Source organism: Nocardia sp. NPDC005998 (assembly GCF_040614395.1).
Lineage (GTDB): Bacteria > Actinomycetota > Actinomycetes > Mycobacteriales > Mycobacteriaceae > Nocardia.
In genome coordinates this window covers 264,971-285,820 of record NZ_JBEXUI010000005.1, presented here as the reverse complement: position 1 = coordinate 285,820, position 20,850 = coordinate 264,971, and the positions used below count along the sequence as shown (strand labels likewise).

Annotated in this window: 20 protein-coding genes; 13 read left to right on the top strand and 7 right to left on the bottom strand. The window is 66.9% G+C overall.

The features are described 5' to 3' along the window. Positions 1-40 precede the first annotated feature (40 nt). The gene (locus tag ABZ293_RS11450; protein WP_355179579.1) at positions 41-1,063 is read right to left on the bottom strand and encodes a polyprenyl synthetase family protein; all 1,023 of its coding nucleotides are present in this window, start codon (positions 1,061-1,063) and stop codon (positions 41-43) included. Positions 1,064-1,257: 194 nt separating this feature from the next. On the opposite strand from ABZ293_RS11450, the gene ABZ293_RS11445 reads away from it, so the two are divergent. The 3 genes from ABZ293_RS11445 to ABZ293_RS11435 all read left to right on the top strand — a co-directional run bounded on the left by ABZ293_RS11445 (position 1,258) and on the right by ABZ293_RS11435 (position 3,460). Then, positions 1,258-2,538, top strand: a complete 1,281-nt coding sequence (locus ABZ293_RS11445) for a geranylgeranyl reductase family protein (RefSeq protein ID WP_355179577.1) — start codon at positions 1,258-1,260, stop codon at positions 2,536-2,538. A 1-nt stretch (position 2,539) separates the two neighbouring features. Continuing rightward, complete coding sequence (locus tag ABZ293_RS11440) at positions 2,540-2,953, top strand: AraC family transcriptional regulator (protein ID WP_354960276.1); 414 nt, start codon at positions 2,540-2,542, stop codon at positions 2,951-2,953. A 72-nt stretch (positions 2,954-3,025) separates the two neighbouring features. Continuing rightward, the gene (locus tag ABZ293_RS11435) at positions 3,026-3,460 is read left to right on the top strand and encodes a VOC family protein (RefSeq protein WP_355179575.1); all 435 of its coding nucleotides are present in this window, start codon (positions 3,026-3,028) and stop codon (positions 3,458-3,460) included. A gap of 51 nt (positions 3,461-3,511) precedes the next feature. On the opposite strand, the gene ABZ293_RS11430 is transcribed toward ABZ293_RS11435, so the two are convergent. After that, positions 3,512-4,018, bottom strand: a complete 507-nt coding sequence (locus tag ABZ293_RS11430; protein WP_355179573.1) for a DUF2505 domain-containing protein — start codon at positions 4,016-4,018, stop codon at positions 3,512-3,514. Positions 4,019-4,057: 39 nt separating this feature from the next. On the opposite strand from ABZ293_RS11430, the gene ABZ293_RS11425 reads away from it, so the two are divergent. From ABZ293_RS11425 to ABZ293_RS11410, 4 genes are all read left to right on the top strand, one after another. Continuing rightward, positions 4,058-4,540: a DUF3592 domain-containing protein gene (locus ABZ293_RS11425; RefSeq protein ID WP_354960280.1), complete on the top strand. Its 483-nt coding sequence runs from the start codon at positions 4,058-4,060 to the stop codon at positions 4,538-4,540. Between the two features lie 94 nt (positions 4,541-4,634). After that, positions 4,635-5,777: a glycosyltransferase family 1 protein gene (locus tag ABZ293_RS11420; protein WP_355179571.1), complete on the top strand. Its 1,143-nt coding sequence runs from the start codon at positions 4,635-4,637 to the stop codon at positions 5,775-5,777. A gap of 164 nt (positions 5,778-5,941) precedes the next feature. Then, entirely contained in the window at positions 5,942-6,655 is a 714-nt protein-coding gene (locus tag ABZ293_RS11415) for a demethylmenaquinone methyltransferase (RefSeq protein WP_355179569.1), read from the top strand. 133 nt (positions 6,656-6,788) lie between these two features. Beyond that, positions 6,789-11,045, top strand: coding sequence for a bifunctional nitrate reductase/sulfite reductase flavoprotein subunit alpha (locus tag ABZ293_RS11410; RefSeq protein WP_355179567.1), 4,257 nt, complete (start codon positions 6,789-6,791; stop codon positions 11,043-11,045). A 4-nt stretch (positions 11,046-11,049) separates the two neighbouring features. Here ABZ293_RS11410 and ABZ293_RS11405 read toward each other — a convergent pair whose 3' ends face one another. After that, positions 11,050-12,084, bottom strand: coding sequence for an aldo/keto reductase (locus tag ABZ293_RS11405; protein ID WP_355179565.1), 1,035 nt, complete (start codon positions 12,082-12,084; stop codon positions 11,050-11,052). Positions 12,085-12,167: 83 nt separating this feature from the next. Here ABZ293_RS11405 and ABZ293_RS11400 point away from each other — a divergent pair, with 83 nt between their 5' ends. Then, positions 12,168-12,812, top strand: coding sequence for a TetR/AcrR family transcriptional regulator (locus ABZ293_RS11400; protein WP_355179563.1), 645 nt, complete (start codon positions 12,168-12,170; stop codon positions 12,810-12,812). A 111-nt stretch (positions 12,813-12,923) separates the two neighbouring features. Here ABZ293_RS11400 and ABZ293_RS11395 read toward each other — a convergent pair whose 3' ends face one another. After that, a complete protein-coding gene (locus ABZ293_RS11395) occupies positions 12,924-13,502 on the bottom strand; it encodes a TIGR03086 family metal-binding protein (RefSeq protein ID WP_355179561.1) in 579 nt (192 codons plus the stop codon). Between the two features lie 199 nt (positions 13,503-13,701). Here ABZ293_RS11395 and ABZ293_RS11390 point away from each other — a divergent pair, with 199 nt between their 5' ends. Next, a complete protein-coding gene (locus ABZ293_RS11390) occupies positions 13,702-13,938 on the top strand; it encodes a hypothetical protein (RefSeq protein WP_354960287.1) in 237 nt (78 codons plus the stop codon). Positions 13,939-14,100: 162 nt separating this feature from the next. Continuing rightward, a complete protein-coding gene (locus ABZ293_RS11385; protein WP_355179559.1) occupies positions 14,101-14,334 on the top strand; it encodes a hypothetical protein in 234 nt (77 codons plus the stop codon). Between the two features lie 9 nt (positions 14,335-14,343). On the opposite strand, the gene menD is transcribed toward ABZ293_RS11385, so the two are convergent. The 3 genes from menD to ABZ293_RS11370 all read right to left on the bottom strand — a co-directional run bounded on the left by menD (position 14,344) and on the right by ABZ293_RS11370 (position 17,634). Further along, positions 14,344-15,981, bottom strand: coding sequence for a 2-succinyl-5-enolpyruvyl-6-hydroxy-3-cyclohexene-1-carboxylic-acid synthase (menD, locus tag ABZ293_RS11380; protein ID WP_355179557.1), 1,638 nt, complete (start codon positions 15,979-15,981; stop codon positions 14,344-14,346). Positions 15,982-16,486: 505 nt separating this feature from the next. Next, the gene (locus ABZ293_RS11375) at positions 16,487-16,930 is read right to left on the bottom strand and encodes a hypothetical protein (RefSeq protein WP_355179555.1); all 444 of its coding nucleotides are present in this window, start codon (positions 16,928-16,930) and stop codon (positions 16,487-16,489) included. Between the two features lie 86 nt (positions 16,931-17,016). Beyond that, positions 17,017-17,634 (bottom strand): PaaI family thioesterase, encoded by a 618-nt coding sequence (locus ABZ293_RS11370; protein WP_355179553.1) that lies wholly within the window; start codon positions 17,632-17,634, stop codon positions 17,017-17,019. Between the two features lie 248 nt (positions 17,635-17,882). On the opposite strand from ABZ293_RS11370, the gene ABZ293_RS11365 reads away from it, so the two are divergent. The 3 genes from ABZ293_RS11365 to menE all read left to right on the top strand — a co-directional run bounded on the left by ABZ293_RS11365 (position 17,883) and on the right by menE (position 20,758). Beyond that, on the top strand, positions 17,883-18,776 hold the full coding sequence (locus ABZ293_RS11365) for a 1,4-dihydroxy-2-naphthoyl-CoA synthase (protein ID WP_354959900.1): 894 nt from the start codon (positions 17,883-17,885) through the stop codon (positions 18,774-18,776). A 1-nt stretch (position 18,777) separates the two neighbouring features. Next, complete coding sequence (locus tag ABZ293_RS11360) at positions 18,778-19,170, top strand: VOC family protein (RefSeq protein ID WP_354959899.1); 393 nt, start codon at positions 18,778-18,780, stop codon at positions 19,168-19,170. A gap of 427 nt (positions 19,171-19,597) precedes the next feature. Then, positions 19,598-20,758, top strand: a complete 1,161-nt coding sequence (gene menE, locus ABZ293_RS11355) for an o-succinylbenzoate--CoA ligase (RefSeq protein WP_355179551.1) — start codon at positions 19,598-19,600, stop codon at positions 20,756-20,758. The last annotated feature ends 92 nt before the right edge of the window (positions 20,759-20,850 follow it).

The following is a 20,850-nucleotide window of genomic DNA, read 5'->3' as shown; positions in this document are numbered from 1 at the left end:
TTCCGGGTGTGATCGAGTCCGGCGTGCCGGGCCGCAACGACTAGCCGACGCGTTCGATGGTGTAGCGGACCAGGTGCTCCAGGGCGTCATTGGCCGGCCCCGAGGGCAGTGCGGAGAGTTCGGCGTGCGCGAGATCGGCGTAGCCCTGCAGCTTCTCCTTGGCCAGCACCATGCCGCGGGAGCGGGCGAGCAGGCCGAGCGCCTCTTCGACCTCGGCGTCGGTCTCCAGCGGATGGGCGAGCAGTTTGCGCAGGCGGTCGCCCTCGGCACCCTCATCGCGCAGCGCGTACAGCACCGGCAGGGTGTGCACGCCCTCACGCAGATCGGTGCCCGGCGTCTTACCGGACTGTTCGGCGGCCGAGGAGATGTCGATGATGTCGTCGGAGATCTGGAAGGCGGTGCCGACCGCATCGCCGAGGCGGGCCAGCCGTTCCACGTGCTCGGTGTCGGCGCCGGAGAAGGTGCCGCCGAAGCGTCCGGCGGCGGCGATCAGCGAACCGGTCTTCTCCCAGACCACGCGCAGGTAGTGCTCCACCGGATCCTGGGAATCGCGGGCCCCCATGGTTTCCCGCATCTGGCCGGTGACCAGTTCGGCGAAGGTCTCGGCGATGATCCGCACCGCGTCCGGGCCCAGGGTCGAGGTGAGCCGGGATGCATGCGCGAACAGATAGTCGCCCGCGAGGATGGCGATGCTATTGCCCCAGCGCGAATTCACGCTCGGGGCGCCGCGGCGCATCGGGGCCTCGTCCATCACATCGTCGTGGTAGAGGGTCGCCAGGTGCACCAGTTCGACGACGGTGCCAGCGGTGACCAGGGCCGGATCGGTCGGGCGCGGGCCGAGCTGCCCGGTGAGAATGGTGAACAGCGGGCGGAATCGCTTACCCCCGGCCTTGGCCAGATGCAGCGCCGCCTCCTGCAGGAACAGTTCGCCGTCGGACAGCTCATCGATCAGCAGTTTCTCGACGTCGATGAGCCCGTTGCGCACGGTCGCCGCGAGCTCGGTGTCACCGAGATCGACTCCGGCAACCACCGTGCTCTCATCACTCACAGCCGATGTGCTCATCTCTTCTCCCAGCGCTGCGTCCGACCCCACGGTAGAGAACCTAGCGTGTCCCCGCCGCGCGGCCCATGAACACCGTCACTATGCGGTGTATCAGACACTTTCGCATATGCTTTTCCGAGCTCATCGATCGCATGGTGTGCGGCACAGCCGGGCACCATCGACATGAACCGAACCCTCCTGCAAGTATTGATCGCATGGGTTCACCGGATGTCACACCCGCGGGCGCGGACGGGGAGGCGCAGGGCGCGATTCCCACGCATACCGAAGTGCTCGTGGTCGGCGCCGGACCGGCCGGTTCCGCCGCAGCCGCATGGGCCGCGCGGGCCGGCCGCGATGTGGTACTCACCGATTCCGCGGTCTTCCCACGGGACAAGACCTGCGGCGATGGACTCACCCCGCGTGCGACCGCCGAATTGGAGAAGCTCGGACTCGGCGCTTGGCTGCGCGCGCACACGGTGAACCACGGGCTGCGGATGACCGGCTTCGGCCGTGAGGCCCTGCTGCCGTGGCCGGGCGGATCATTCCCAACTTATGGAAGTGCCGTTCCGCGAACCGAACTCGACGACAAACTGCGTGAGACAGCCGTGAAGTCCGGGGCCAGGATGCTGGACGGCACAAAGGTGATAGATCTCATCCGCGAGGGTGATCGCGTCACCGGTGTGACCGTGAAGACGGCCGACGGCACGCAGGTGATCGGCTGCAAGACGCTCGTCGTAGCCGACGGTGTGCGCTCCCCGATCGGCAGAATGCTCGGACGCACCTGGCATCGGCAGTACGCCTATGGCACCGCGGCCCGCGCCTACATCAAATCCGCACGCAGCGACGACCAGTGGATCACCTCACATCTGGAGCTGCGCAATGCCGACGGCGAACTGGTGCCCGGCTACGGCTGGGTGTTCCCACTCGGCAATGGCGAGGTGAATATCGGTGTCGGATCGCTGGCCACCGAGAAGCGGCCCTCGCATATCGCGTTGAAACCGCTGCTGGAGCATTACACCTCGCTGCGTCGCGACGAGTGGCAGTTCGAGGGTTCGCTGCGCGCGGTCGCATCGGCGCTGCTGCCGATGGGTGGTGCGGTGTCGAATATCGCGGGGCGCAACTGGGTACTGATCGGCGACGCCGCGGGGTGTGTGAATCCGCTCAATGGCGAGGGCATCGATTACGGCCTGGAGGGCGGTCATATGCTCGCCGGGCTGCTGGACGAACCGGATCTGACGACGGTGTGGCCGGAGCTGTTGCGGGCCCGCTACGGACGGACCTTCTCGGTGGCGCGGCGGATCGCCGGACTGGCGACCCATCCGCGGATGGTGCCGATGGGCGGGCCGCCGGTCATGCGGTCGAAGTATTTGCAGCGCACCGCGGTTCGGGTGATGGGCAATCTGGTCACCGACGAGGATCTGGATCTGACCGCACGGGCCTGGCGCGCGGCGGGCCGGGCGTCCTACCGCTTCGACGAACTCGCCCCGTTCACCTGAGATGACCGGATTACCTGCGCTCTACCTGCTGCCGCACCTGCGGCGGGCGCGGGACCTCGCCGATCGTGACTATGCCGAGCCATTGAATCTGGACGAATTGGCCGCCGCCGCAGGGGTTTCGAAGTATCACTTCCTGCGCGCGTTCGCGGCGGTCTACGGGGTGACGCCCGCGGCGTATCTAGCGGAGCGGCGGATCGAGCGGGCGCAGGACTACCTGCGGGCCACCAATCTCACCGTGACCGAGGTCTGCATGCTGGTCGGGTACAGCAGTCTGGGATCGTTCAGCAGTAAGTTCCGCCAGCTGGTCGGGGTGACGCCATCGGAGTACCAGGCCAAATTCGCCGATGGGGCGCCGCGGATTCCGGGCTGCTACGTGTTCATGCACGGGCTCTCGGACCGCAAGCGGCCGAGTTGAATCGCCGGTGCTACGCACAGCTCAGCAATTTCGGAGAAGCGGCCAGGTCAGTGCGTTTTCTAGCCTTTGGGCATGACTATTACCAACGTTTCCCTGGTCACCGTGTACGTCACCGATCAGGACGCCGCGAAGCAGTGGTACATCGATAAGCTCGGATTCGTCGAGAGCAGCGATGTGACCATGGGCGAGAACGGCTTCCGCTGGGTCACCGTCGCACATCCCGATCATCGCGAACTCGAGATCACCCTGATGATTCCGGGACCGCCGCTGGATGAGAATCTGGCCGACGCCATCCGCCGCGCACTGGCCAATGGCACCCACGGTGCGCTCGGGTTGAAGACCGATAACTGTCAGAAGACCTTCGAGGAGCTGACCGCCAAGGGCGTGGAATTCATTCAGCCGCCTGCCGAACGCCCCTACGGCACCGAGGCGATCGTCCGCGACAACTCCGGCAACTGGTTGGTACTGGTGGAGCCCAAGGAATTCAGTCCCGAAGACTTTGCCTGACCAGCCCCGACACGCCCCGGCTTGGGCCGGGGCGTGTGCCGGAGCGCAGGCTCAGGCGCTGGCCTGGGTGGCGAACCACTCCTCGATATGTTTGCGTTCGCTCTCGAGCACCCGGTGGTGCAGTTGTTCGGCGAGCGGTTCGATGGCGCCGCCGACCAGCGGGACCTTCACCTGCACGGTGCCGACGACCTCGATTTCCGAACCCTCAGCGGTCGGGCGGAGTTCGTAGGTGCCCGACATCTCGCTGGTGATGCCGCCGGTGGCGCCCTCGAAGGTGCCCTTGGCGATCTCGCCCTGCAGCGCCTGCCAGTTGTCGGTGCGAGAGAGCACCAGATCGTTTTTGAGCACCTTGCGCACGATGCCGGGAACCTTGTCGTCGCTTGCCTTTTCCGTCATATGGATGCGGATGGTGTCTGCGCCGTCGGGGTGCGAGAGGTCGAGGGTGGCGGTTTTGGCACCCGCGAACCGGGACCGCCAGATTTCGTCGTTGGTGAGTGCCCGGTGGAGATCTTCGACCGGTACAGCGTAGGGCACGGTGAAGCTGAATTTTCGGGACATGGGCGCCACGCTAGCGGAGGCGGCAAGTAGCCTGTTGGGGTGTCGGAAACCAGCCAGTCTGCAAGGCGGTCGAACCGCCTGCGGCGGGCCAGGATCGGTGTCCTGACAGCGGCGATAGTGATCAGCACGCTGGTCGGGCTCTTGGTGCTCGCCGCCTGGCGCAATGACTATCTGATCAGCTCCGACAAGGGAGTGACCTCCGCGGAGGTGCTCTCGGCCGGGCGGTTGCGCTCGGCGGTCACCTATGTGACGCCCGACGGCAAGATGCACAATCCGAAGGTCGGCGTGCTGTATCCGACCAATCTCACCGCGGGTGAGCGGATCAATGTGGAGTACAGCCGCAGTGATCCGGATCTGGTGCGGGTGGCCGGGCGGGATGTGCGGGTCGCGATTCAGCCCGCGCTGTCGGTGATCGTGGTGGTGTGGGGTGTCGCGCTGCCGACGATGTGGATTCTGGCCCGGTCCCGGCGCCGCACGCCAGGACCCGTCGACGGCGCCCGCGCCGCCGCCAGCGCCACCTGAGCCGGACCCGGCACCCCCGACAGTTCGCCGGATCTTTGCGTAGCGGTCACGCTGACGTGACGGCGCGGCGCGGTGCGCGGGTCAGTCTGACAGGGTGCGAGTAGCCATCGTTTCGGAGTCGTTCCTGCCGAATATGAACGGCGTCGTCAATTCCGTGCTCCGGGTGCTGGATCACCTGGATCAACACGGTCACGAGGCATTGGTGATCGCGCCGGATACGCCGCGCGGGCTGCCCGCCGCCCCGGACTTCCACCGCCGGTTCCCGGTGTATCGGGTGCCCGCGGTGATGGTGCCGAAGGTCAGTTCGTTGCCGGTCGGCCTGCCGCAACCCGGAATCACGGCCGTGATCGACGATTTCGATGCCGATGTGGTGCATCTGGCCTCGCCGTTCCTGCTCGGTGCCGGTGGACTCGGCGCCGCCATGCGGTTGGACCTGCCGTCGGTGGCCATCTATCAGACCGATGTCGCCGGATTCGCCAAGAGCTATGGGCTCGGGCTGGCCAGTCGGGCCGCGTGGGCATGGACGCGGCGGATTCACGAGGGCGCGACGCGGACATTGGCGCCATCGCGCGCGGCCGCCGAGGATCTGGCGCGGCACGGTATTCCGCGCGTGCACCGCTGGGGGCGCGGAGTCGATATCGCCCGGTTCACGCCATCGGCGAAGCGACCGGAGCTGCGGGCCTCCTGGTTGCGTGGGCAGGACAGGCTGCTCGTCGGTTTCGTCGGTCGGCTGGCTCCGGAGAAACATGTGGAGCGTCTGGCGGTGCTGGCGAGCGATCCGAATGTCCAGCTGGTGATCGTCGGGGACGGACCGGAACGGGCCCGGTTGGCGCGGATGATGCCCACCGCGGTGTTCACCGGTGAGCTCGGCGGTGACGAGCTGGCGCAGGCGTACGCGAGTCTGGATGTGATGGTGCACGCGGGTGAGCACGAGACGTTCTGTCAGGGTGTGCAGGAGGCGCTGGCCGCCGGGGTTCCGGTGATCGGGCCCGATGCGGGCGGACCGCGCGACCTGATCGCGCACTGCCGCAACGGCTATCTACTACCCGTGGACCGCTTCTCCGAACTGCTGCCCAGTGCGGTTGCGGCGCTTCGCGATCCGGTAACCAGGGCGCGGTTTGCCGGTGCCGCGCGCAAATCGGTGCTGCACCGGACCTGGCCCGCCATCTGCACCGAGTTGATGGGACACTACGCCGATATCACCGGCATTCGTATCCAACTGCCGCACACCGCGTGACGGTGCGAATCTCGGGTCCGTCATGTGAGTTTCGCGACGTCCAGGCCCCTGTTCCCGCCGGATGGCCCGCGTGACCACCGCGAAAGCCAGCGACTCCAACTGTCTGAGCCAGTCGGGGCTGGGAGTTATCACAGGTCGGCTGGTACGCGCGGTAGGTTCAGGGTGTGGCGAAAACAGAGCAGCGGGAATCGGTTCGAGCCTCGCTGGACAAGCAGCCGCACGAGGTCGCGTCGATGTTCGACGGGGTCGCGAAGCGGTACGACCTGACCAATACCGTCATCTCATTGGGACAGGACCGATATTGGCGCTGGGCGGTGCGCAAGGCGCTGGCACCGCGACCGGGTGAGCGGGTGCTCGATCTCGCCGCCGGCACCGGTATTTCCACGCTCGACCTGGCGAAGTCCGGCGCATGGTGTCTGGCCGCCGACTTCTCGCTCGGCATGCTCGCCGCGGGCAAATTCCGCAATGTGCCGATGGTGGCGGCCGACGCGACCGCGTTGCCCTTCGCCGACGATTCGTTCGATGCGGTGACCATCTCCTATGGCCTGCGCAATATCTCCGAGACCGATCGGGCGCTGCGCGAGATGCTGCGCGTCACCAAGCCCGGTGGGCGGTTGGTGGTCTGCGAGTTCTCCACGCCGATCGTGCCGGTCTTCAGCACCATCTACATGGAATACCTGATGAAGGCGCTGCCGAAGGTGGCGCGGGCGGTCAGCAGCAATCCGGATGCCTATGTCTATCTCGCCGAATCCGTACGCGCCTGGCCGAATCAGCGGCAGTTGGCGAGGCGGATTGCGGATGCGGGCTGGTCGTCGGTGAAATGGCGGAATCTGACGGGTGGCATCGTCGCGCTGCATCGCGGCTACAAAATGGGCTGACGGCCTGGTCACGACATATTTTTGTGGTGCGCGCCACAGCTCACTGGCGGACTTCGCAGCGGTGAGGCTATTTGTCACCTCCCGATAACGTTGGGTAAATCCGGCGCAATCGGCGATCAGCATGATCGGTGGCATGACCGATGCAGTCTCCGACGGCACGAGCACCGCCAGAACAGCATGCTCGTACTGCGGCGTCGGCTGCGGTATCACCGTCGAAACCCGTGCCGGCGCCGATGGTGCACCGGTCATCGCCAAGGTGCGCGGCGACAAGCTGCATCCGACGAATGCGGGCAGGCTGTGCACCAAGGGCGCCACCCATCTGGAGTTGATGCGCGCACCGGGGCGGATGGAGACCGCGTACCGGCGGCCCCAGCGCGGCCAGGTGCCGGTGCCATTGCCCGTCGACGAGGCGGTGCACGAGGCGGCGACCCGGCTGCGGGCGATTCTGGACGAGCACGGACCGGACGCGATCGCGCTATATGTCTCCGGACAGATGTCGCTGGAGGCGCAGTACCTGGCGACCAAGCTGGCCAAGGGCTATCTGCGGACCAAGCACATCGAGGCCAATTCCCGATTGTGTATGGCAAGCGCCGGGACCGGATATAAGCAGTCGCTCGGTGCGGACGGGCCGCCGGGATCCTATGACGACTTCGAGCACGCCGATCTGTTCTTCGTAATCGGCGCGAATATGGCCGACTGCCATCCGATTCTCTATCTGCGCATGGTCGACCGGGTCAAGGATGGCGCGAAGCTGATCGTGGTGGATCCGCGGCGCACCGATACGGCGGCACGGGCGGATCTGTTCCTGCAGATCGCACCTGGCACCGATCTCGCTCTGTTGAACGGGCTGCTGCACCTGCTCGTCGAAAACGGCGATATAGACGCGGATTTCATCGCCGAGCACACCGAGGGGTGGGCGGCGATGTCCGAATTCCTCGCCGACTACCCGCCGGACAAGGTCGCCGAGATCACCGGACTCGCCGAGGACGATATCCGCACGGCCGCGCGCTGGATCGGCGCGGCGGGCGAATGGATGTCCCTGTGGACCATGGGGCTCAACCAGTCCACCCACGGCACCTGGAACACCAACGCGATCTGCAATCTGCATCTGGCCACCGGCGCCATCTGCCGTCCCGGCAGTGGGCCGTTCTCGCTGACCGGCCAGCCCAACGCCATGGGCGGACGCGAAATGGGTTATATGGGTCCGGGTCTGCCCGGCCAGCGCAGCCTGCTCTCCCCCGCCGACCGCATCTTCGTGGAGACCGCGTGGGGTGTCGAGCCCGGCACGCTGCGCGACGAGGCTGGTCCCGGCACCATCGAGATGTTCCGTGCGCTGTCCGATGGGCAGATCAAGGCAGCCTGGATCATCTGCACCAATCCCGTTGCCACCGTCGCCAATCGGAAGACGGTCATCGGCGGTCTCGAGGCAGCCGAGCTGGTGATCGTGCAGGATGCCTACGGCGAGACCGCCACCAACGCCTATGCCGACCTGCTGCTACCCGCCACGCTGTGGGCCGAGGCCGATGCGGTGATGGTGAATTCGGAGCGCAATGTCACGCTATTGCAGCGCTCGGTCGATCCGATCGGTGCCGCCCGCCCGGACTGGCAGCTGATCGCGCAGGTCGCCACGACAATGGGCTTCGAGGGGTTCGAATATGCCTCCAGCGCGGAGGTTTTCGACGAGATCAAGCAATTCGCCAATCCGGCCACCGGATACGACCTGCGCGGCATGAGCTACGACCGGTTGCGCGAAGGGCCGATGCAGTGGCCGTGTGCCGAGCCCGATCGCGCACGCAATCCGATCCGGTATCTCAATGACGGTGTCAGCCAGGAGCCTTTTATCGATGACACCGGACATCAGCCCCGGCTGGCCTTCGCGACACCGAGCCGTCGTGCGGTGTTCTGGCCGCGCCCGCATATGGCGCCGGCGGAGATGCCCGACGACGATTACCCGTTCGTGCTGAATACCGGTCGACTGCAGCATCAGTGGCACACCATGACCAAGACCGGCAAGATCGACAAGCTGACCAAGTTGACCGGGCAGCCATTTGTCGAGGTGCATCCCGCCGACGCCCAGCGGCTCGGGGTCCAGGCCGGCGATCAGCTCGAAATCGCTTCGCGGCGTGGACGAGCGGTGCTGCCCGTGCAGATCAGCGACCGGGTGCGGCCCGGTGATTGCTTCGCACCGTTCCATTGGAATGACGAGCAGGGCGAGTATCTGACGATCAATGCCGTGACCAACGACGCGGTGGATTCGGCCTCGTTGCAGCCCGAGTACAAGGCGTGCGCGGTGTCATTGCGGCGCGTCGCGGCGGTACCACAGCCGCAAACACCCGCCGGAGCAGCCGACTCTTCGACACAGCCGTCCAGCGAACCGGTCGCGCCCGGAGCGACCGCGATCAATGGCTCGCCCGGCGCGCATCCACTGGCGGTCATGCTCGGACTCGATGCGGGCATCGCTCCGACACTGAGTGAGACCGAGCGCATCTATCTCGCCGGATATCTCTCGGCGCTGCAGTCCATTCCGGTGACCGGGCAGCCGGTGCTGCCCGCGTCCGCCCCGCTCACCCAGCTGAGCCGGTTGTGGATCGATGGATTGCTGGCGGGCATGTACTCGCGCAGTGCCGCACCGCCGACCCCATCCGCGGCCGCCGACGATATTCCGGACGAGCTACCGGCCCGCCCCATCACCGTGCTGTGGGCCTCCCAAACCGGCACCGCCGAGGAACTGGCCGCGACGGCCGCCGCGCGCCTGGCCGAATGCGGTTACGCGCCAAGGCTGCTCGATATGGACTCGTGCGAACTCGACGAGCTCACCGGCGATGTGCTGGTGATCAGCAGCACCTTCGGCGACGGCGGTCCGCCCGATAACGGCACCGACTTCTGGGAGCGCCTGAACGACAGTGTGATCCGGTTGACCGGCATGCGGTACGCAGTCTTCGCACTCGGCGACTCCTCCTATGACGACTTCTGCGGCCACGGTCGCAAACTGGACACGAAGCTGACCGAACGCGGGGCCACCCGACTGCTGGCGCGGGTCGACAGCGAGCCCGATTACCAGGAATCGGCCGTGCGCTGGCTCGACGAGGTGCTCGCCGCACTCGACGGCGGTCGGGAAACCGGCACGTCCGAAGCGAGTTCTTCCGGCCCGGGCGGAACCGGGATGCCGGTGCGGCCCACCGGTGGCACCGGCACGATGGTCCTGCCCCGCACCGCTCCGGCCCTGGGCCGGACCCAGGGCTCGGGCCCCGGCCTGTTCACCCGCAACGCGCCGGTGACCGCACCGCTGGTGCGCAATGAACCGCTGTCGCATGCCGGATCGCCGAAGGAAGTGCGTCAGTTCGGATTCGACCTGCACGGGCTGGAAGCGTCCTATGAGGTCGGCGATTCGCTCGGGGTATGGCCCGCGAATTGCGAGTCGCTGGTGACCGAATGGCTCGGAGCCACCGGATTGGACGGCCGCCGGGTCATCGAGGTCGACGACCAGGAACTGCCACTGGCCCAGGCGCTGCGGACCCGCTACGACATTACGAAGGTCAGCCACGATCTGCTCACCTTCATCGCCGAACGCAACCCGAACAACCGGCTGGCGAAACTGCTGCGCCGCGACAATCGCAATGAACTCGACAACTACCTGTGGGACCGTCAGGCCGTCGATGTGCTGCGCGACTTCCCGGTGCGGGCCGATCTCATCGAATGGCTCGGCACGCTGAAAAAGCTGCAACCGCGCCAGTATTCGATTTCGTCCAGCCCGCTGATCAGTCCCGATGAGGTGCAGCTCACCGTCGGTATCGTGCGCTATGGCGATCCGGCGGCGATCGGGTCGGCGGCGCGCCGCGGCGGAGTGTGCTCGACCTTTCTCGCCGACCGCGCCGACGCCGATGCGGCGGCAGTGCCGATCTTCCTGCAGCGCGCACCGCATTTCCGGCCGCCGCTGGACCCGACGGCACCGATGATCATGGTCGGTCCCGGCACCGGCATCGCGCCGTTCCGCGGTTTCCTCCAGGAACGCCGCGCCCTCGGGTGCGCCGGGCGCAACTGGCTGTTCTTCGGCGACCAGCATGCCGCCCAGAACTTCTACTACCGCGCCGAATTGGAAGATATGTTCCGCTCCGGCTTCCTCACCCGCCTCGATCTGGCCTTCTCCCGCGACCAGCGCGAGCGAATCTACGTACAGCACCGAATGATCGAACACGGTGCGGAGCTGTGGTCCTGGCTGCGCGACGGCGCGAACTTCTATGTGTGCGGTGACGCCGCGCGGATGGCCAAGGATGTGGACGACACCCTGCTCACCATTGCCAGGATCCACGGCAAGCTCGACGAGGACGGTGCGCTGGCGTTCAAGAAGCAGTTGGTCGCCGAGAAGCGCTACGTCCGCGACGTCTACTGATCCCTTACGCCGCAGGCGGATTCAGGCGGGCGAAATCGGGCAGCCGGTAGTAGGGGTAGTACGGGTACGGCGGCGTGACCGCGCTGGCCTTGTCGAGGCGGGCCAGCTGGTCGGCGTCGAGTTCCCAGCCGATCGCACCGAGGTTCTGGCGCAGCTGCTCCTCGTTGCGCGCACCGACGATGACGGTCGAGACCGTGGGGCGGCGCAGTAGCCAGTTGAGGGCGATCTGCGGGACGGTCTTTCCGGTCTCGGCGGCGAGTTCGTCGAGGACATCGACCACGCTGAAGAGCTGCTCGTCGTCGACCGGCGGGCCCGCCGCGGCGGTCCGATGCAGGCGACTGCCCGCTGGAAGTGGCTGGCCGCGACGGATTTTCCCGGTCAGACGGCCCCAGCCGAGCGGGCTCCACACCACCGCGCCGACACCCTGATCCTGGCCGAGCGGCATCAGCTCCCACTCGTAGTCTCGGCCGACGAGCGAGTAGTAGACCTGATGGGCCACATAGCGGGTCAGGCCGTGCCGGTCCGCCGCGGCAAGGGATTTCATCAGCTGCCAGCCCGCGAAGTTCGAGGCGCCCAGATAGCGGATCTTGCCCGCGCGCACCAGATCGTGCAGCGCCGCGAGGACCTCTTCGACCGGGGTATGCGCATCGAATGCGTGCAGCTGGAACAGGTCGATGTAGTCGGTGCCGAGCCGGTGCAGCGAACCTTCGACGGCCTTGATGAGCCGAGCCCGCCCGGAGCCCGCCTCGAATGGCCCCGGACCGGTCGGCAGGCTCGCCTTGGTGGACAGCAGCAGCTGATCGCGCCTGCCTTTGATGGCCGCGCCGAGCACTTCCTCGGAGGCGCCGTCGGAATAGACATCCGCCGTATCGAACATGGTGAGGCCCGCATCCAGGCTGATATCGACCAGGCGCCGAGCCTGCTCGGCATCGGTATCGCCCCATGCGCTGAACAGTTCACCCCGCCCGCCGAAGGTGCCCGCGCCGAAGCTCAGGGCCGGGACGAGCAGACCTGATGCGCCGAGCCGCCGGTACTCCATAATGACTCCTAAAGGGTCTATAGTTCCGTTAAAGCATTCGAACCATACACCCGTAGCGCCATAAATGAAACTGGAGTTCCGTTATGCAGTCCGACAATGCCACCCCTGGCTCGGTCCGCCCAGGTGGGCGCACGGCCCGCGTTCGCGAGGCGGTCTTGCAGGCCGCGGGCGATCTGCTCGCCGAACGCGGTTTCGCGCACTTGGATCTGATCGAGGTCGCGGCACGCGCGGAGGTCGGCAAGACCACGGCATATCGACGCTGGCGCAACTCCACCGGACTCGTCGCCGATCTACTCGTCGATATGGCGGAACAGTCGCTGCCGCACGCCGACACCGGCTCGCTACTCGGCGATCTCACCGCCAATGCCCAGCTGGTCGCCAAAACTCTCACCGACCCACGCCAGGGCAAGCTCTTCCAAGCCGTCATCGCCGCCGCCACCTGCGACGAAGCAGCCGCCGCCGCACTGCGTCGCTTCTACGACATGCGCCTCACCGAATGGTCGCCCTGCATCGATGCCGCCATTGCGCGAGGTGAAATCCCGGCAGGCACCGACGCCCGCGCCGTGCTCACCGCCGTCTCGGCCCCGCTCTATTACCGCCTCCTCGCCAGCGGCGACCCGATCGATGACGAAGCGGCCAGCACCGCCGCCGCGGCAGCCGCCCAGGCGGCCGCCGCGGGCATCTTTGCAGGGGGCGCGAAAATGCCAATTACACATAAGGACTCATGAAGCCAGCGCGGTGAGCATGACAACCGTCTCGGCTCACCGCGCCAGGGACCAGCACCGCCCCCTCGCCGAAAGGATCGGCTCGCACTGCAGCCCGAGCGATGCCACAGGTGATCAGCGAGTCCAGGCCGGATCGCGACCGGTGAGTCCGACTACTCGATCCAGCTCCGGCGCGGTGTCGGGCACCGGCACGACCGGGTCGAACATACCCGGTGTGCCTTCGGCCGGTGTGTCGCTGAGGAATTCGAGCAGTACTGCCAGATGGGATGGATCGGCGGCTGGTCGCTGACCGGTTGCCAGAGCGAGATCCCAACTGTGCACGACGGTTTCGTTGAGCGCGATCATCGCCATCACCACCGCGGGAGCGGATACGCCGCCCGCCTCGGTCGCACCATCCCAGGCCGCCGGATCCCGCCAGGCTTCTACCAGGGCCTTCAACTGGGCCGGGATGCGCGCACGCCAGTCGTCGGGCAGCGCGGTCTCCGGGCCGACGGCAGGCGGGACCGAACGGCCGACCGCCTCCTTGGTCGCGGCCTGCCGGAAGGCCTCGGTGAGCATGCTGACGTGGGCGAGCAGATCGCGCACGGTGGTATCGGCGCAGGGTGTCGGTGCCGTGAGCTGTTCATCGGCAATTGCGCCGACCACCGCCGACATGGCAGTCGCGGCCGGTTCGAGATCGAAATTCGGGTGCATCGGGCCTCCTGGTAGCGGACATGGCGCACTGGTCGAGACGGGGCGAGCCAAGGGAATTCATCGGTCCGCCGCCTTCCTCGCGCCGGAGCGCATCCGGGCCGATCCCGCACGGCGCGTGCGCTTCCTCGCGGCTCCCGCGGGACTCCATCGCAACCAAGTCGTAGCGGCGAAAAGTGCTGGAAAAGCGGATAATTGGAAGATGAAGGGTGATCGGGTGGAGATCGTCGTCGATTTCGGCGACGAGTCTCGCAGCTATGAAGTGGCCGCAACGCGTGCGGGGCGCAAGGTCGAGGTCCGCATCGCACGGGGCGTGGTGGAAGTCAGCGAGGTGACGCGCACCGGGGTCCCGGTGCGTACCGCGCGGTTCCTGGCCGGGCGCACGCTGGCGCTGGTCGAACATCCGGCGAACGGGTCGGGTCCGGTCGAGGGCGAATGAGGCGACCCGAGTAGCGGATGGGTTGCCGTGCGGCCGAACTAGGAGCATTCTCAACAGTGTTGGACTGATGTCCGCTCGCGCTGTGATTCCCGCAGCACCTGGTTTTCCCCCGGCAGATAATCGGGTACCCGGCCGCAGAGCACGCGCGGAGAGGAGTGAACGATGACCGATCCCAGCACATCCCGCACGCTGGACGAGGTTGGGGAGGCCGACTACGTCGAGCAGTCCGTCGTCGCCTACCCCGACTACGACGATGACAGGGCGGATATCAGCAGCGACCGCGATCTGGTCGCCGCCGTCGACCGCGACGCCTTCAGCGCCGATCCGGCCGATGTGGTGGAGCAGTCGATCGCCGTACCGCTCGATGACGATCACGAACCGGGTCCGGCGTACTGAGCTCTCGGCTCACGGCGCGATCTTGGCCCGCACCGTCGCGTGCAACTCCCGCAGGCTCGAGCGCTCGGTCGCCACTTCGAGCACGCGCATACCATGCGCATGCCCCGCCAATTCGGCCGCCAGCTGCTCCGGATCGACCTGTTTGTGCGGGATCCGGTAGGCGGCGCACAACGCGGCCAGATCCATGCCGTGCGGGGTGCCGAAGACGCGCTCGAAGACACCGGCGTACTGCGGGTCCCCCTGTTCGAGGAGTTCGAAGATGCCGCCGCCGTCGTCGTTGGCGACCACGATGGTCAGATCGGCGGGCCGGGGTTCGCCGCGGCCGATGAGCAGGCCGGAGGCGTCGTGCAGGAAGGTGAGGTCACCGATCAGCGCGATGGTGCGACCGGTGTGGTGCAGTGCCGCACCGACGGCCGTGGAGACGGTGCCGTCGATGCCCGCGACGCCGCGATTGGACAGCACCCGGATACCGGGGTGCGGATGGGAGACCAGGGCCGCGTCACGCACCGGATTGGATGCACCGAGCAGCAACTGGTCACCCTCGCGCAGTGCGTCCATCACCACATTGGCGACATGTAGGCCGGTCGGCTTCGGATGCTTGGCGAGTTCCGCGCGGACCACCTGAACGGCCCGCGCGTTCAATTCCCGGCAGTACGCCAGCCATTCGGCGCGCGGCGCACCCGTGGTGACCGCCCGGGTTCCGGTGCCCACCACATTGCCGGAGACATCGGGCCAGCGCGGACCGGTGGTGAGCGCGTAGACGGTGACGGCCGGATCGGCGAGCACCTTCGCGACCTGACGATGCAGTGTCGGACGCCCGGTGATGATCGCCTGGCGCGGCTTCAGCAGCGGCAATGCCAGCGGATGCAGGGCGGGGCCGTGCATCGGGGCGGTGGGTTCGGCGACCGTCGGCAGCTCGGCCAGTTCCGGACGCAATCCGGCGCCGTGGCCGGAGATGACGACCGTATCGGGTGTCAGATCGAGTTCGAGTGGGACGTCGAGCGTCGCGTACTGGGTCGAAGTCCACGCGGCACCGCTGGCGCGCCCCTGCGGCGCCGATTCACCCGGCGCATGGTCCGGGACCAGCGGCTCGCGCAGCGGAATATCGAAATGCACCGGCCCGGCATTGCCGGAGCGGGTGCCGCGGGCCGCGGCCAGCACCCGGCAGACTGCCGAACGCCACTGGCTGTTCTGCTGGCTGTAGGGCGCACCGTCCCCGCATTCCTCCTCGGCGAGTCCGAGGCTGATCGAGGCACGCACCTGGCTGCCGAACAGACCGAACTGCTCGACGGTCTGATTGGCGCCGGAGCCGAGCATTTCGTAGGGCCGGTTGGCACTGAGCACCACCAGCGGAACCCGGGCGTAGTTCGCCTCCAGCACCGCGGGACCGAGATTGGCGACGGCGGTCCCCGAGGTCATGACGACCGGCACCGGTAATCGGCTGGCGATCGCAAGCCCGATGGCCAGAAAGCCAGCGGTCCGCTCGTCGATGCGCATATGCAGCCGCAGCTTGCCCGCCGCATCGGCCGCCTGGAGGGCGAATGCCAGCGGCGCGTTCCTGGACCCAGGACACAGAACGACGTCTCGCACACCCCCGCGCGCGAGTTCGTCAACGACCACCTGCGCCTGTGCTGTAGACGGATTCACGCCTCCAGCCTCTCAGACAGTTGCTCCGACGTCTTCGTCACCCTGCTCACAATGGCACCTCGCTAGCGCTCGGCACCATTGTGCCCAGGGGGCGCTGTGCCGATGGTTCGCTCGCCACGCTCCCTCACGAACAGGTGTTCGAGTGGGAATTTGCCGCCCGCGCCCACCACCGGACGCGGGCGGCCGGTATGCGCCACAAATCTAAAATCCGCCTCGCCGAAGCGGATTCGATATGCGGCGCAAGGATCACCGCCCTACCGACCACGACGGGGCAAGTCTTATGAGCGAGGAGTTCGCGGCCCGTCTCGCGTCCGAGCCGAAGGCTCGGCCACAGAACTCAGCCGAGTAGTCGAAACGCATGCGCCGTAGGCGCGAGTCTCGACTACTCGGATGCGAGGCCCACCCGTCGCCCGACCGCCACCCCTCATCGAATCGCTACGCGATGCTGAATATTGGGATAGTGGGGGCCGCGAACACGCAGCGCCGCAGGCGCTGCAAATCGAACTCAAGCGTGGCGCTGGACCAGGTCGCCAAGGCGCGGCAGGGCCTCGATGACGTTCTTCTTGGCCGAGGAACGCATCGACGAGTAGACCTTCTGCAGCGCCGGACGCGTCGAGGCCGCGGCACGCGCGTCGGTCACCGCGAGCAATGCCTCGGCGACCTCATCGGACTTGGCGACCAGCAGGTCGGCGAAACTGCCGGATCCCGCGGCCGTGTATTCCTGCCAGAAGGGCTCCAGCTGCGATACGAGCTTGGGCGCCAATGACTCCAGCGCATCGGGCACGATGCCCGGGCTGAGCTTCTTGACCGCCGCGTACCCACCCTTGACCGCCAGGCCAGACGCACCACCCTTGTCCGACACCTCGGCGTCCAGAACCTCCTTGGCATCGGCAAGGAAGGCCGTGCGCTTAGCGTCGTCGAGCAGGGATTCAGACAGTGCTGCAACCACTTTCAGGTTCCTCCGGAATCGATGTCGATGAACGAGCGCACGTCACTATACGCACTGGTGCGCGCGGTCACACGGCGCTCATCCAGCTACGGCTGCCACGGCAGCAATTCGACCATCAATCCTTCACAATCCGCGAGGACATTGCCCTGCTCATCGGCCAATTCGGCGGTTATGTACGTTTTGCGCCCTTCGATGCGGTCGACGCGACCGCGCACGGTCAGCGACGTCTCGAGCGGAGTGATCTTGCGGTAGTTCACATGGAGGTAGGCGGTGCGGCTGATCGGTCGTCCCGCGTAATGCACGATCATGCCGAGCAGATCGTCGAAGAGCAGCGGGAGCACACCGCCGTGTGCCGCGCCATTGCCGCCTAGGTGGTAGCGGCGGAACTCACCGGTCATCTCGATGCCGTCGGGTCCGGCCTCGACCACCTGCCACGGCAGCAGCAAAAGGCTGCCGCGCCCGGGCAATTCGACCGCGCGGCCCGCCGGGCCCTGGAGTTCGGGCGCACGGTAGGGCTCGAGCAGTTCGACGAGCTGTCGCGCCTGGGCGAGCGCGTCACCGAAGACCTCGTCGGGCGCGTCCACGGAGACGGCCAGATCCTGCAGCGTGCGCATGACCTCGACGAACGGCCCGAAGTTGGCCCCGATCCTGGCGCGGGAGACCTTGGGGAAGCCACCGTGCTTCTCGTACCGGGATTCGTCCACGGCACTGTGGTCGATGCGCGGGCCGGATCCGACACTTCGCTCGGTAACCCGTTTCACTGCCTCACGCCCTCCCGTCGCCGGACCGCCGCCCCGCATTGAATCGCTCCGCGATACTGCATCCATCCCTGCACGGTAACGCGTAGTTTTACACCGTCAAGTCGTACCGTCGAGTAACGCCATCGGCACCGTAGAAGTTCGCATGGAAGTCGCTGGCACCCGGATTATCGACGGAAGCAATAATCACTGGGGTGACGTTCAATCCGAAGCTGTGGCGGCCCGTTCCGGGGTTCGAGAACCTGACCGACATCACCTATCACCGGCATATCGAACAGGGCACCGTCCGGGTGGCCTTCGATCGGCCGGAGGTGCGCAATGCGTTCCGTCCCCACACGGTCGACGAGCTCTATCGCGCGCTCGATCACGCCAGGATGACCCCGGACGTCGGCGCGGTCCTGCTCACCGGCAACGGACCGAGCCCCAAGGATGGCGGCTGGGCCTTCTGCTCCGGCGGTGACCAGCGCATCCGCGGCCGCAGCGGCTACCAGTACGCCGAAGGCGAGACCGCGGACACCGTCGACCAGGCCCGCGCCGGCCGCCTGCACATCCTCGAGGTGCAGCGGTTGATCCGGTTCATGCCGAAGGTGGTTATCGCGCTGGTCAACGGCTGGGCGGCGGGCGGCGGCCACAGCCTGCACGTGGTCTGCGATCTGACCCTGGCCAGCCGCGAGCACGCCAGATTCAAGCAGACCGACGCCGATGTCGGCAGCTTCGACGGCGGTTACGGCAGTGCGTATCTCGCGAAAATGGTCGGCCAGAAATTCGCGCGGGAAATCTTCTTCCTCGGCCGCCCCTACACCGCCGAGGAAATGCATCAGATGGGCGCGGTGAACAAGGTCGTCGACCACGCCGAACTGGAGAATGTGGCGCTGGAGTGGGCCGCCGACATCAATGGCAAATCCCCGCAGGCCCAGCGCATGCTCAAGTACGCGTTCAACCTGCTCGACGACGGCCTGGTCGGCCAGCAGCTGTTCGCGGGCGAGGCCACCCGGATGGCGTACATGACCGATGAAGCGGTCGAGGGCCGCGACGCCTTCCTGGAGAAGCGCAAGCCGGACTGGACCCCCTACCCCTGGTACTTCTGAGATGGACATCCTCAGCAGCCGAGTCATCCTGCGGCCCGCCGACTATCGCGCGACACTGGCCTTCTACCGCGACGGACTCGGGCTGGCGATCGCGCGGGAGTATCCGGGCGGCACGGTTTTCTTCGCTGGACAGTCGCTGGTCGAGGTGGCCGGGCATGGCGGATCGGGTAATTCCACGGCGTTCGAGGGCGCGCTCTGGCTGCAGGTACGCGATATTTCGGACGCCGCGGCCGAACTCGCTCTCAAGGGCATCGCCATCGATCGCGCGCCGGTGCGGGAGCCGTGGGGGTTGATCGAAATGTGGGTGCACGATCCGGACGGGGTGCCCATCGTTTTGGTCGAAGTGCCTGCCGAGCATCCGATCCGACGAGATTCGCGCTGGTCACCGGACTGATCGCGGCGGCAGCGGCGACCGGGGCGGTCCGGCCCGAGTTGCCAATGCCGACCCCGGCGAGGACGATAACGCACGGATGGCCGCCCGACCGCCGACGTCCGGGCGACCGCCACTGAGTACCGTCCTCCGAGTGAATCGCAGTCTCGATGTCCGGCGTACCCGAGTTCTCCTCCCCTGACGCGGCCTCAGCCACTCCCGCCGCCTCAGCAAACCGACCCCTGCCGCATGCGGTGACGTTGACATGACACGATCAAGGTCGTGAGGGAGCGCAGCGAGCGAACCATGAACACAGCGCGCCTGCGCACGACCGGGCCGAGCAGCAGCGAGGTGCAGTCGTGAGAGAGCGAAGCGAGCGAACCATGGGTACAGCGCGCCCGCGCACTGCGGACCCGCGCCTGATGGAGCCGAGTGTCGGCGAGGCGCCGTCATGAGTAAGACCCTGCGGACGCTGCCGATGCCGACCGGATCGGGGCTCGGCGATGTAATGCCGCATTTGCGAGAAGTGTTGGAGGGCAACGGTCCCGCCTGGTTGCCGATACCCACCAGCGACCGCAGGGAGGCCCGGCGACTGAGCGATGCGCTGGCCCCGGGCGAGCCGATCGATGACGAGGTGGCGCTCGTGGTGACCACTTCGGGCACCACCGGTCTCCCGAAGGGCGCCATGCTCAGCGCCGCCGCGCTGCGGGCCAGCGGAACCGCGACCCACGATCGCCTCGGCGGTCCGGGCACCTGGCTGCTCGCCCTGCCGACCCACCACATCGCCGGCATTCAGGTGCTGCTGCGCAGCATCCTGGCCGGTACCGAACCCACCGTCCTCGACGTTTCCGGTGGCTTCCTACCCGAGGCGCTCGCGGGCGCGATCTCCGGTATGCGCGGTGAGCGCCGCTACTCCGCATTGGTCCCAACACAACTCATCAAGGCCTTGGAGGCACCCGCCGCGGCGGCGGCGCTGGCGCAGTTGGACGGCGTGCTGGTCGGTGGTGCCGCCACCCCGGCTCCGGTCTATGAACGCGCGAAAGCGGCCGGTATCAATGTGGTTCGCACCTACGGCATGAGCGAAACCTGCGGTGGTTGCGTATACGACGGTATTCCGCTGGACGGCACCGAGATCAGCATCGAGGACGGTCGCGTCCTGCTCGGCGGCGCGATGATCGCCAATGGCTACCGGGGCCAGCCCGACCATCCGGCCTTCGCCGAACCCGGCTGGTTCCGCACCGATGACGCGGGCACATACGAGAACGGCGTGCTCAGCATCACCGGACGGCTCGACGAGGCGATCGTGACCGGTGGGTTGCTCGTCATCCCGCAGGTGGTGGAGGCCGTGCTGATCACCCATCCGGGAATCAGCGAATGCGTGGTGCTCGGTCTGCCCGACGACCGACTCGGGCAGCGGGTCGCCGTCGCGGTGGTCCCCGCTGCCGGCGCTACTCCGACCCTCGAGGAACTACGCGACCACGTGGTGCGCGAACTCGACTCCATCGCCGCCCCACGCGAACTCGCGATCCTCGATGAGCTCCCGCTGCGCGGCCCCGGTAAGCCCGACCGAGCCAAGCTCCGCGAATACTTGTCCGCCTCTCCGCGTATTTAGGCGCCGGACCCAGGTGCCACCACGGTTGCGTTGGCGACCTGTGGTGGCATGGGGGTTGATGACCTAACGGTGTTGGGGCGCGCGATCGCGGT